Origin of the sequence: Klebsiella sp. CN_Kp097, from assembly GCF_040064495.1 — a bacterium.
GTDB classification, from domain to species: Bacteria; Pseudomonadota; Gammaproteobacteria; order Enterobacterales; family Enterobacteriaceae; genus Klebsiella; species Klebsiella aerogenes.
Genome location: NZ_JBEAIL010000025.1, coordinates 25,480 through 38,211 on the forward strand (window position 1 = coordinate 25,480; position 12,732 = coordinate 38,211).

Consider the following 12,732-nt stretch of genomic DNA (forward strand, 5'->3'; position numbering starts at 1 on the left):
AGGGGTTACCAGATGGCAGGCTTTTCGGCGCCCAGATTTTCCAGCGCGACGCGAAGGGCGAGGCCATCGGGGAAGTGGAGCTGCGGGGCGATTTCAAACAGTGGCCAGAGCATAAAACCGCGATTTTTCATATCGTAGTGCGGCACCGTCAGGCGCTCGCTGTTAATGATTGCGTCGCCAAACAGCATGATGTCGAGGTCCAGCGTACGCGGCCCCCAGCGTTCGGCTTTGCGCACCCGCCCCTGCTGCAGTTCGATGCGCTGAGTGTGATCGAGCAGCGCTTCTGGCGCGAGCGAGGTTTCAAGCGCGACGGCGGCATTGAGATAGTCAGGCTGATCCTGCGGCCCCAGCGGTGGCGTACGGTACAGTGAAGATACGCTCACCACGCGGCTGTCCGGAATGTCGGCCAGCGCGCGGATAGCCGCATTCACTTGTTCGAGCGGCGAGGCGAGATTACTGCCAATGGCGATATAGACCAGGGTCATGCGTTACCCTGACGCGGCGCGCGTTTACGCGGGCGGCGATGGCGGCGGCGCGGAGCCGGATCGTCGCCGAGGTCGTTGAGCATATCTTTCTGTTCCGGCGGCGCGGCCACCTGGAACTCGCCCCACCATTTGGCCAGGCGCTGCAGTTCGTGGTTGTTCTCGGCGCCTGCGCGCAGTTCAAGCAGGTCATAGGCGGCGCGGAACTTCGGATGCTCCATGAGTTTCCACGCGCGTTTGCCCTGACGGCGGGACATACGAAGCTGCAACTGCCAGATGTCGCGCACCAGGGTGGTGATGCGTTTAGGGATCGCCAGCGTCCGGCAGGCTTCATCCAGCACGTCATTCATTGCCAGCGCGAAGGCGTCGTAATAGGCCAGCCCGCTCTCCTGCGCGATTTTCTGCGCCATTTCCAGCAGCGGATACCAGAACATGACCGCGAACAGGAATGCCGGGTTAACGCGCATATCGTTATGCAGGCGGTTATCGGTGTTCTTCAGCACCTGAATGATGATGCGTTCCATCGGGCTATCGCCGCGCTCGGTGAAGTAGCGGGTGATCGTCGGGAACAGCGGCTGGAACAGGCTGTATTCGCGCAGCAGCTGGTAGGTTTCATAACCATAACCCGCCTGCAGCAGTTTCAGCACTTCTTCAAACAGACGCGCCGGCGGTACGTCGTGCAGCAGGGTAGCCAGACGTGGGATTGGCTCGGCGCTTTCGGCGCTGATACGCATATGCAGTTTGGCGGCGAAACGAACCGCGCGCAGCATGCGCACCGGATCCTCACGGTAACGGGTTTCCGGGTCGCCAATCAGGCGTATCACCCCTTCCTGCAGATCGCGCATTCCACCAACGTAGTCACGTACGGTGAAGTCCGCCACGCTGTAATAAAGGCTATTGATGGTGAAGTCGCGGCGCTGGGCATCCTCTTCGATAGAGCCGAAGATGTTATCGCGCAGCAGCATGCCGTTCTGGCCGCGCTGGGAGGTGACGCGGTCGTTGGTGTGGCCTTCGTGATGGCCGCGGAAGGTGGCGACCTCAATGATTTCCGGCCCGAACATCACGTGCGCCAGGCGGAAGCGACGGCCCACCAGGCGGCAGTTGCGGAACAGTTTACGTACCTGGTCCGGGGTCGCGCTGGTGGTGACGTCAAAATCTTTTGGTTTCTTGCCCAGCAGCAGGTCGCGAACGCCGCCGCCGACCAGGTAAGCTTCGTAGCCCGCCTTGTTCAGTCGATAGAGCACCTTGAGCGCGTTTTCACTGATATCTTTGCGGGAAATTGCATGCTGTTCACGCGGGATCACCGTCATATGCGTTTGTTCGACGGCGGCAGCCTCTGCCTCGCGCTCTTCACGGCTTAGCACCTTGCGGCAAAAATTAGCGACTCGGGTAAAAATGGTGCACCTCGTAGTGTCAGACGAACTTCGGATAAAACATTACTCTATGGGCTTCAGGTTGCATTTAAACGGCAAATTCAGGGGCAACCTGAAGGGCGACGAGCAAAAATAGCGGCTAATCATAGCTCAGCGGGAGCCATTTGAGAATGCTGGATTTTTGCTGGCTGCCAGTTGGCTATCGCTTGTTTGAGTAAATCGTCAATACTCAGGGCTTGCCAATCCTCAACGACATCCTGATTCAAAAATGTTAATGCCCGCACAATTTCCGGGCGCGGATCGCCCTCCGGCAAGGCCGGGGCGTGGTTCTGTTTTGAGAGCTTATTACCTTCGGCATTCAGCGCCAGCGGCAGGTGTACGTAATCTGGTACAGGCCAGCCAAAGTGTTGATACAGCGAAATTTGTCGTACCGTTGGCTCGATGAGATCGGCGCCGCGGACGATTTCGCTGACCCCCTGAAAATGGTCGTCAACCACTACCGCCAGGTTATAGGCGAACAGCCCATCGCGACGATGGATGATGAAATCTTCCCGCGCCAGCGGTTCGTCGGCGACGAGGGTCCCGCGCAACTGGTCATAAAATTCCAGTACCGGACGGGTCTGGCGCAGGCGCAGCGCGGCGTTTTCGGCGCCAAGGCGCAAATCGCGACAGTGACCGTCGTAGATCCCGCCGACGCTGTGAATGCGCGCGCGGGTGCAGGTGCAGTAGTAGCAGAGATCCCGATCGCGCAGCCAGGCGAGGCGCTCGCGATAGGCATCGTGCCGCTGGGACTGCCACAGTACCTCGCCGTCCCAGTGTAGACCGTAGCGATCGAGCTGTCGCAAAATGGTGTCGGCGGCGCCGGGAACTTCCCGCGGCGGGTCGATATCTTCAATGCGTACGCGCCAGATACCGCCTTTCGCCCGCGCCTGTAGATAGCTGCCAAGGGCGGCGATTAATGAGCCGAAGTGGAGTTCGCCGGAAGGTGAGGGAGCAAAGCGCCCTATATAGTCTGAATCGGTCATGTTAAACACAAGGGGAATCAGGCGGGAGAAACTCCCGCCAGAGAGTGAGGTAGCTGGGAATTAACCCGCCATCTGTTTTTCGCGAATTTCCGCCAGCGTCTTGCAGTCGATGCACAGGTCAGCTGTTGGACGCGCTTCCAGACGGCGAATGCCAATCTCCACGCCACAGGATTCGCAGAAGCCGAAGTCTTCGTCTTCGACTTTTTTCAGTGTTTTCTCAATCTTCTTGATGAGTTTACGTTCGCGGTCGCGGTTACGCAGCTCCAGGCTGAACTCTTCTTCCTGCGCGGCACGGTCGACCGGGTCCGGGAAGTTAGCAGCTTCATCCTGCATATGCGTTACGGTGCGATCCACTTCATCCCTGAGTTGATTACGCCATGCTTCAAGAATGCGCTTGAAGTGCGCCAGCTGGGCTTCGTTCATATACTCTTCGCCCGGCTTCTCTTGGTACGGCTCCACCCCAGCGATGGCGAGAATACTCAGGGACGATGTTTTACGGTTTTGCCCTTCTTGCATGTTGCTTCTCCTTAACACGCACTATCGATCCCCATGTGGGGGAAAAATCAGGCCGCTATAAATAGCAGATGCTTTTCCGGATAGCAATTATCTAAACGTTACACTTGACAACGCTGTGAAGAAAAGCGTATTTGCGCTCGCGAACCGGACACAATTTAGCCTTTTAATTACCGGGGGTTAACGCCACGGCGATCGGCTTATTCAGAGTCATCATTTTGGTAGAAAGTTCCGCTTTCCAGGCGAGAATTTCTACCCCCTTTTCCTGCGCCTCTATCAACAGCTGTGCGTATTTGGCATCAATATGATGCGCGGGTGAGAAACGGTCTATCGCCGAATGCAGCACGGCGAATAAAATCACGGCCCGATGGCCCGCGGCAGCGACGCTCATGAGTTCCCGCAGGTGCTTCTGACCGCGTGCGGTAACGGCATCGGGAAAATAACCGTACTCTTTTTCCGCCAACGTAACCGATTTCACTTCAATATAGCAGTTACGGCGGTCTTCTGCCTGTAACATAAGGTCGATTCGGCTATTTTCTTCACCATATTTTACTTCGCTTTTCAGAATGTTATACCCGGCAAGCTCAGGGATATTTCCGGCGAGTACCGCTTCCTTCGCCAGGGTATTTGCCCGCAAGGTGTTAACGCATATGACGGCCCCCTGCCGGGTTTCAGTTAATTCCCAGGTATGCGCATATTTACGTTTAGGATTATCGGAAGTGGAATACCAGACGGTATCTCCCGGCGCGGCGCAGCCGGTCATGGCGCCGGTATTCGGGCAGTGCAGCGTCAGCGCCTGGCCCTCCGGCGTGATGACATCGGCCAGAAACCGTTTGTAACGTTTAAGCAAAGTGGCGGACTGCAAAGGCGGAGTGAACAGCATCAGAGTTCCCTGGTAAATGGATAACGTTCCAGCGCGTTGTAGCGGGTGCGCCCGCGGATAAAGCTGGACTCATAAAGCACGAATTCGTTGACCGGCACCTGCCAGCAAAAACCCGGCGGCGGGATCGGCACCGCGTGGCGGGCGTCGCGCAGGAGGGTGATATGCGGATGAAACGGCTGCGGGCTTTGATAGCAGCCGCTCCGCGCCGCCTGGGCGCGCAACATATTTGCCAGTTGCAGCATGCCGCGCGGCGGCTGGCGGGTACCGAGCCAGACTACGCGCGAACGCAGCCACTGGCCGGCGTCGTCGAGCGTCAGGGTAAAGGGCGGTTGCTGAATGCGTCCGGCCATCGCCGACAGCGCGCGCTGTTTTTCAGCGCTGACGTCGCCGAGAAACGCCAGCGTCAGATGCAGGTTATCGGCGGCGACCGGCCTTCCGGCATCGTCGGCAAAATGGGCGGCGCGCCAATGAATAATCTGTTTCTGTATCGCTTTCGGCAGTTCAAGAGCGAAAAACAGCCGTTTCGGCTCGGACATGATAGAGACTCGGTAATGAACTACGGGGATGCTACAATGCTTGCCCTCGAATGTTAACCTCCGGAGCCCTTCGTGTCCTCATTGCCGGTTGCCGCAATTCTTCCCGAACTTCTTTCCGCCCTGCAGCAGGCGCCGCAGGTGTTGCTTAATGCGCCTACCGGCGCGGGTAAATCCACCTGGCTGCCGTTACAGATCCTCGCCGACGGCAACATTGATGGCCGGATTATACTGCTGGAGCCGCGGCGGCTGGCGGCACGTAACGTCGCTCAGCGTCTGGCGGAGCTACTGGGAGAAAAACCGGGAGAAACGATAGGCTACCGGATGCGCGCTGAAAGCTGCGTAGGGCCAAATACCCGCCTGGAAGTGGTCACCGAAGGGATCTTAACCCGCACTTTGCAGCACGATCCGGAACTTTCCGGCGTGGGGCTAGTGATCCTCGATGAATTTCATGAACGTAGCCTGCAGGCTGATTTGGCGCTGGCGTTGTTGCTGGACGTCCAGCAGGGGCTGCGTGACGATCTCAAGTTGCTGATCATGTCGGCGACGTTGGATAACGATCGTCTGCAGCGTCTGTTGCCGGAGGCGCCGGTGGTGGTTTCCGAAGGGCGCGCGTTCCCGGTTGAACGTCGCTTTGCGCCGCTGGCGAGCCATCAGCGTTTTGCCGAAGCGGTAGCGATCGCCGCCGCGGATCTGCTGCGTGAGGAGCAGGGCTCGATGCTGTTATTCCTGCCCGGCGTTGGCGAAATTCAGCGCGTACAGGAACAATTGAGCGAGCGTGTAGCCAGCGATGTGCTGTTATGTCCGTTATACGGTGCGCTGCCGCTGAGCGAACAGCGCAAAGCGATTCTCCCGGCGCCTGCCGGGATGCGCAAAGTGGTGCTGGCGACTAATATCGCTGAAACCAGTTTGACGATCGAAGGCATTCGCCTGGTGGTCGACAGCGCTCAGGAACGGGTCGCGCGCTTCGATCCGCGCACCGGCCTGACCCGGCTAATCACCCAGCGGATAAGCCAGGCGTCAATGACCCAGCGCGCCGGTCGAGCCGGGCGTCTGGAGCCGGGGATCTGCCTGCATCTGCTGGCGAAAGAGCAGGCGGAGCGCGCGGCGGCGCAGAGCGAGCCGGAAATTCTGCAAAGCGATCTGTCGGGGCTGCTGCTGGAGTTGCTGCAGTGGGGCTGCCGCGATCCGGCCGAGCTTCGCTGGCTGGATCTACCGCCGGCGATCAATCTGGCGGCGGCGCGGCGTCTGTTGACGGCGTTATCGGCGTTGGAGGGCGAACGCCTTTCGGCTCACGGGCGCAAAATGGCGACGCTGGGTAACGACCCTCGTCTGGCGGCCATGCTGACAGCGGCCGATTCCGCGGATGACGCGGCGACGGCGGCGAAACTCGCCGCTATTCTTGAGGAGCCGCCGCGCGGCGGCAGCAGCGATTTAGGCGCCGCGTTTGCGCGCCAGCAGGGCAACTGGCAGCAGCGGACGCAGCAGTTATTGAAGCGACTGGCCAGCCGCGGCGGTCAGCCTGATGCTGAGCGGATGGCGGCGTTGCTGGCCCCAGCGTTTGCCGACCGGATTGCCCGTCGACGCGGCCAGGAAGGGCGCTATCAGTTGGCTAACGGCATGGGGGCGATGCTGGATGCCGATGACGCGCTCGGGCGTCACGAATGGCTAATTGCGCCGCTGCTACTACAGGGCAGTTCGGCACCCGATGCGCGAATTTTGCTGGCGCTGCCGCTGGATATTGATCAACTGGTGGCGCAGCGTCCTGAGCTGATACAACGCTCCGATACCGTGGAGTGGGATGAAGCGCAGGGGACGCTAAAAGCCTGGCGGCGTAGCTGCATTGGCCAGCTGGTGATAAAAACTCAGCCGTTGGCGAAACCGTCGGAAGCGGAGCTGCATCAGGCAATGCTCAACGGTATTCGCGATAAGGGGCTCGGGGTATTGAACTGGACGCCGGAGGCTGAACAACTGCGCCTGCGGCTGCACTGCGCCGCGCAGTGGCTGCCGGAAGCGGACTGGCCCGCCGTTGATGACGCATCGCTGTTAGCTTCGCTGGAGGCGTGGCTGTTGCCGCAGATGACCGGGGTGCATTCGCTTCGGTCGCTCAAGGCGGTAGACCTGCGGCAGGCGCTGCAAAACTGGCTGCCGTGGACGTTACGCCAGAAGCTGGATAGCGAGCTGCCGACCCATTACACGGTGCCGACCGGCAGCCGTATCGCTATTCGCTATCATGAAGATAACCCGCCGGCGCTGGCGGTACGGATGCAGGAGATGTTTGGCGAGGCGATGACGCCGCGCATTGCCGAAGGGCGGGTTCCTCTGGTGCTGGAGTTACTCTCGCCGGCGCAGCGACCATTACAAATTACCCGGGATTTGAGCGCCTTCTGGCAGGGGGCGTACCGCGAGGTGCAAAAAGAGATGAAAGGGCGCTATCCGAAACATGTCTGGCCGGATGACCCGGCGAATACCGCGCCGACCCGGCGGACGAAAAAATACTCCTGAGGCGCCGCGCCCTTGCTGTGGGCGTGGTTCTGAAAATCGCTGGCCGCAGTCACGCGGCGCAATATTTATGTTATTAAAAAACATCATATTTTACCGTTTATCGCGTTTTACGGTTGTAAAATGCTGGTTAAGAATGGCGCGGATTAGTGCTATTCTCTGTGGCCTGGACAATTCGTGCTATGTCCGGAGATATTCTTCAGCTTAAACAGATAATTATATGATTTGTTTAATGAATTATTCTTCGAAGATGATATGAAAGACGTCGGCCGCGGCAGTGCGGCGGGTGTGAAATTGAGAGATATCTTCTTCCTCCTGCAGGGGGAAGTATTGAGAATCAGGCCTTTACGCCTGAAAGTTGCGGAGAAAAAGCATGGCGGGAGATGACCGCGAGCCTATCGGACGTAAAGGGAGACCTTCACGCCCGGCAAAACAAAAAGTCACCCGTCGCCGGGTCCGGGAAGAGGACTACGACGATGATTACGATGACGATTATGAGGATGAACGACCAATGCCGAAGAAAGGAAAGGGCAAAGGCAATAAGCCTCGTCGTAAGCGCAGCTGGCTGTGGCTGCTGGTTAAGCTGGGGATTGTCTTTGCGGTAATTATTGCCGCCTATGGCGTCTACCTCGACCAGAAAATTCGCAGCCGTATTGACGGTAAAGTCTGGGAACTGCCGGCGGCAGTGTATGGCCGGATGGTCAACCTTGAGCCGGATATGCAGATCAGCAAAAACGAGATGGTGCGCCTGCTTAATGCGACCCAGTACCGTCAGGTCAGCGCAATGACGCGTCCTGGCGAATACACCGTACAGGCTAACAGCATCGAAATGATCCGCCGTCCGTTCGATTTCCCGGATAGCAAAGAGGGGCAGGTGCGCGCGCGTCTGACCTTCGATGGCGATCATCTGGATACCATCGAGAATATGGATAACAACCGTCAGTTCGGTTTCTTCCGTCTCGACCCGCGCCTGATCACCATGCTGCAGTCGGCGAACGGCGAGCAGCGCCTGTTCGTGAAGCGCAGCGGTTTCCCGGATCTGCTGGTGGATACCCTGCTGGCGACCGAAGACCGCCACTTCTATGAGCATGACGGCATCAGCCTGTACTCAATGGGCCGCGCGGTGCTGGCGAACCTGACGGCGGGGCGTACGGTGCAGGGGGCGAGTACCCTGACCCAGCAGCTGGTGAAGAACCTGTTCCTGTCCAGCGAGCGTTCCTACTGGCGTAAGGCCAACGAAGCCTATATGGCGCTGATTGTTGACGCCCGTTACAGCAAGGATCGTATCCTTGAGCTGTATATGAACGAGGTGTACCTCGGTCAGAGCGGCGATAATGAAATCCGCGGCTTCCCGCTGGCGAGCCTGTACTACTTTGGCCGTCCGGTAGAAGAGCTGAGCCTCGATCAGCAGGCGCTGCTGGTCGGGATGGTCAAAGGGGCGTCAATCTATAACCCGTGGCGTAACCCGAAACTGGCGCTGGAGCGGCGTAACCTGGTGCTGCGTCTGCTGCAGCAGCAGAATATTATCGACCAGGAGCTGTACGATATGCTGAGCGCGCGTCCGCTGGGCGTGCAGCCGCGCGGCGGAGTGATTTCACCGCAGCCGGCGTTCATGCAGATGGTGCGCCAGGAACTGCAGGCGAAACTGGGCGATAAAGTGAAAGATCTCTCCGGCGTGAAGATCTTTACCACCTTTGACCCGGTGGCTCAGGATGCGGCGGAAAAAGCGGCCATTGAAGGGATCCCGGTGCTGAAGAAACAGCGTAAGCTGCCGGATCTGGAAACCGCCATGGTGGTGGTCGATCGCTTTACCGGTGAAGTCCGGGCGATGGTCGGCGGCGCGGAGCCGCAATTTGCCGGCTACAACCGCGCGATGCAGGCGCGTCGTTCGATTGGTTCGTTGGCAAAACCGGCCACTTATCTGACCGCGCTGAGCCAGCCGAACCAGTATCGCCTGAATACGTGGATTGCCGATGCGCCGGTGACGATTCGCTTGTCGAACGGCCAGACCTGGTCGCCGCAGAACGACGATCGCCGCTTTAGCGGTCAGGTGATGCTGGTGGATGCCCTGACCCGTTCGATGAACGTGCCGACGGTTAACCTCGGGATGTCGCTGGGGCTGCCGGCGATCACCGATACCTGGCAGAAGCTGGGCGTGCCGAAAGACCAGTTGAATGCGGTTCCAGCGATGATCCTCGGCGCCCTTAACCTGACGCCAATCGAAGTGGCGCAGGCATTCCAGACCATCGCCAGCGGCGGTAACCGCGCGACGCTGTCGGCGCTGCGTTCCGTGATTGCTGAAGATGGTACGGTGCTGTACCAGAGCTACCCGCAGGCGGAACGCGCCGTTCCGGCGCAGGCGGCCTATATGACCCTGTGGACCATGCAGCAGGTGGTGCAGCGCGGTACCGGCCGTCAGCTTGGCGCCAAATATCCTGGCCTGCATCTGGCGGGTAAAACCGGGACCACCAACAACAACGTGGATACCTGGTTTGCCGGTATCGATGGCAGCCAGGTGACGATTACCTGGGTTGGCCGCGATAACAACCAGCCGACCAAGCTGTACGGGGCCAGCGGCGCGATGTCGATTTATCAGCGCTACCTGGCTAACCAGACCCCGACGCCGCTGGCGCTGACGCCGCCGGAAGACGTGGTGGATATGGGCGTGGACAGCAATGGTTACTTCCAGTGCAGCGGCGGTATGCGTACGCTGCCGGTGTGGACCACCTCGCCGGATGCGCTGTGCCGTCAGGGCGAAGCCCTGCAGCAACAGCAGCAGCAACAACAGGAAGCCAATAACCCGTTCAACCAGTCCGGGCAGCAGCAGCCTGCTAACCAACCGCAGCAGCAACAGCAGCAACCTGCGAAGCAGGAGAAGAGCGATGGCGTTGCCGGTTGGATTAAAGATATGTTTGGCGGCAACTAAAACCGTTTAAGCCGAACGTCTGAACAGCCCCTTAATACGAAGGTATTAGGGGGCTTTTTTATTGCAGGCATCTGCGTAACACCGTGATAACTCCTTAATAACCGTCTGGTTATTTATTAATCCCTTGGCGCTTCCTGCCCGGCATAGCGCTTGCCTTAGATTCCGCGTTTCGCCTATTATGTCACCCGTCATAATAATAATTCTCGTTTACGTTATCATTCACTTTCATCAGAGATATACCAATGGCGCGTCTTAAAACTGCTCAGCCAAATCACTCGCTGCGTAAAATCGCAGTCGTAGTAGCCACGGCGGTTAGCGGCATGTCTGTTTATGCACAGGCTGCGGAACAACCGAAAGAAGAAACCCTCGTCGTTACCGCGGCGCCCGCCAGCCAGGAAAGCGCCTGGGGGCCGGCCCCGACTATCGCGGCGAAGCGTTCCGCCACGGCGACCAAAACCGATACTCCCATTGAAAAAACGCCGCAATCTATCTCCGTGGTGACAAATGAAGAGATGCAAATGCATCAATTCCAATCCGTTAAGGAAGCACTTGGATATACGCCTGGGGTGACGGTTAGCAGCCGGGGTGCATCGAACACTTATGATTTTGTTATCATCCGGGGGTTCTCGTCAGTAGGCTTGAACCAGAATAACTATCTAGACGGGTTGAAGTTACAAGGCGATTTTTACAACGATGCTGTCGTTGATCCGTACATGCTGGAGCGCGTTGAGGTAATGCGCGGGCCAACATCGGTACTTTATGGGAAAAGTAATCCCGGTGGCATTGTCAGTATGGTTAGTAAACGGCCTACGACTGAGCCACTAAAAGAAGTTCAGTTTAAGATGGGAACAGATAACCTGTTCCAGACAGGTTTTGATTTTAGTGACGCACTGGATGAGGATGGTGTGTTTTCGTACCGTTTGACGGGGGTTGCTCGCTCTAATAATGAACAGCAACAGAATGCGGAGCAGCAGCGCTATGCGATAGCGCCTTCTTTTTCATGGCGTCCTGACGATAAGACGAACTTTACTTTCTTATCCTATTTCCAAAATGAGCCGGAAACGGGTTATTACGGTTGGTTGCCGAAAGAAGGTACTGTTCAGCCACTCCCTAATGGCGGCCATCTACCAACCAGCTTTAACGAAGGCGCGACTAATAATACCTATTCACGTAATCAAAAGATGGTGGGTTATAGTTTCGAGCATGGTTTTAACGATACCTTCACAGTACGCCAGAATTTACGTTTCTCTGAAATGAAGGTTGCGCAGAAAAGCGCCTATGGTACCGGGCTGTGCAACAACAGTATGAATGCCTTCAACTCCTATTGCCAATCACTGACTCCAGAGCAGCAGGCTCATTATTTAGGACGAGGTACAGTCGTTGATAACGAGCGTTTACAGAATTTTAGTGTTGATACCCAGCTGCAAAGCAATTTTTCAACAGGGAACGTCGATCATATTTTGCTGACTGGTGTCGACTATATGCGTATGCGTAACGATATTAGTGCCCTGTTTGGTAATGCACCGTCACTTGATCTTAATAATTTACCGTCTATGAGCAGCGTTGATTTTGGTGATGCTGTTCCTTATCAAATGAATGAAAGTAAGCAGACAGGGATTTATCTTCAGGACCAAGCCGAGTGGAATAAATGGGTTTTGACGTTGGGCGGGCGCTACGATTGGTCTAAACAAGCGACCACCGTACGTAGTGACAATGGTTATATTGAGCGTAATGACCACCAATTTACCTGGCGTGGGGGAATCAACTATCTGTTTGATAACGGAATATCTCCGTACGTTAGTTACAGCCAGTCCTTCGAACCGAATGCTTTTAGCTTGTATAGTACTCCACGTGTTGCCTATGAGCCTTCTAAAGGTGAGCAGTATGAAGCGGGGGTGAAATATGTGCCGAAAGATATGCCCGTTGTTGTTACTGGTGCCGTTTACCAGCTAACTAAGTCAGATACATTGATGGCGGATCCTAACAATGCACTTAATCAGGTTCCGGCAGGTGAAATTCGTTCTCGGGGTGTTGAGCTAGAGGCGAAAGCGGCTTTGAATGCCAATATCAATATGACCGCTTCATATACCTACACGGATGCTATCTATACCAAAGATACTAATCTGAAAGGAAATACGGTTGTTCAAGTACCTAAACACATGGCTTCGTTGTGGGGGGATTACACCTTCTACGATGGGCCCTTGTCTGGCTTAACCCTTGGTACTGGTGGTCGTTTTATCGGCTCCAGTTATGGAGATCCAGCAAATACCTTTAAGGTAGGAAGTGCTGCGGTGATGGATGCTGTTGTCAAATATGATCTGGCGCGCTTTGGTATGGCTGGTTCAAATATCGCGGTGAACGTTAATAATTTGCTCGATCGTGAATATGTTGCCAGCTGCTTTGAAACATATGGTTGTTTCTGGGGCGCAGAACGTCAGGTTGTTGCTACCGCAACCTTCCGCTTCTAACTACTCACGGGCGCGGTTCGCCGCGCC

9 protein-coding genes are annotated in these 12,732 nt (G+C 56.8%); 3 read left to right on the top strand and 6 right to left on the bottom strand.

All coding sequences use genetic code 11. The features are described 5' to 3' along the window. Positions 1-5 precede the first annotated feature (5 nt). From folK to thpR, 6 genes are all read right to left on the bottom strand, one after another. Positions 6-485, bottom strand: coding sequence for a 2-amino-4-hydroxy-6-hydroxymethyldihydropteridine diphosphokinase (gene folK / locus ABLV07_RS20090; RefSeq protein ID WP_020079591.1), 480 nt, complete (start codon positions 483-485; stop codon positions 6-8). Continuing rightward, positions 482-1,879 carry a polynucleotide adenylyltransferase PcnB gene (gene pcnB, locus ABLV07_RS20095; RefSeq protein WP_026612395.1) on the bottom strand — a complete coding sequence of 466 codons (1,398 nt, stop codon included), beginning with the start codon at positions 1,877-1,879 and terminating at the stop codon, positions 482-484. The genes folK and pcnB overlap by 4 nt, the downstream gene beginning before the upstream one ends. A gap of 119 nt (positions 1,880-1,998) precedes the next feature. Continuing rightward, positions 1,999-2,880 (bottom strand): tRNA glutamyl-Q(34) synthetase GluQRS, encoded by an 882-nt coding sequence (gene gluQRS, locus ABLV07_RS20100; RefSeq protein WP_015368195.1) that lies wholly within the window; start codon positions 2,878-2,880, stop codon positions 1,999-2,001. A gap of 60 nt (positions 2,881-2,940) precedes the next feature. After that, on the bottom strand, positions 2,941-3,396 hold the full coding sequence (dksA, locus tag ABLV07_RS20105) for an RNA polymerase-binding protein DksA (protein ID WP_007373199.1): 456 nt from the start codon (positions 3,394-3,396) through the stop codon (positions 2,941-2,943). Between the two features lie 163 nt (positions 3,397-3,559). Further along, positions 3,560-4,276: a DNA/RNA nuclease SfsA gene (sfsA, locus tag ABLV07_RS20110; protein WP_032713377.1), complete on the bottom strand. Its 717-nt coding sequence runs from the start codon at positions 4,274-4,276 to the stop codon at positions 3,560-3,562. Beyond that, positions 4,276-4,812 carry an RNA 2',3'-cyclic phosphodiesterase gene (gene thpR, locus ABLV07_RS20115; RefSeq protein WP_015368193.1) on the bottom strand — a complete coding sequence of 179 codons (537 nt, stop codon included), beginning with the start codon at positions 4,810-4,812 and terminating at the stop codon, positions 4,276-4,278. The genes sfsA and thpR overlap by 1 nt, the downstream gene beginning before the upstream one ends. 72 nt (positions 4,813-4,884) lie before the next feature. Here thpR and hrpB point away from each other — a divergent pair, with 72 nt between their 5' ends. The 3 genes from hrpB to fhuA all read left to right on the top strand — a co-directional run bounded on the left by hrpB (position 4,885) and on the right by fhuA (position 12,705). Next, on the top strand, positions 4,885-7,314 hold the full coding sequence (hrpB, locus tag ABLV07_RS20120; RefSeq protein ID WP_126027681.1) for an ATP-dependent helicase HrpB: 2,430 nt from the start codon (positions 4,885-4,887) through the stop codon (positions 7,312-7,314). A gap of 370 nt (positions 7,315-7,684) precedes the next feature. Further along, positions 7,685-10,237 carry a bifunctional glycosyl transferase/transpeptidase gene (mrcB, locus tag ABLV07_RS20125; RefSeq protein WP_015368189.1) on the top strand — a complete coding sequence of 851 codons (2,553 nt, stop codon included), beginning with the start codon at positions 7,685-7,687 and terminating at the stop codon, positions 10,235-10,237. Positions 10,238-10,479: 242 nt separating this feature from the next. Beyond that, positions 10,480-12,705: a ferrichrome porin FhuA gene (gene fhuA / locus ABLV07_RS20130; protein ID WP_015368188.1), complete on the top strand. Its 2,226-nt coding sequence runs from the start codon at positions 10,480-10,482 to the stop codon at positions 12,703-12,705. Positions 12,706-12,732: the final 27 nt, after the last annotated feature.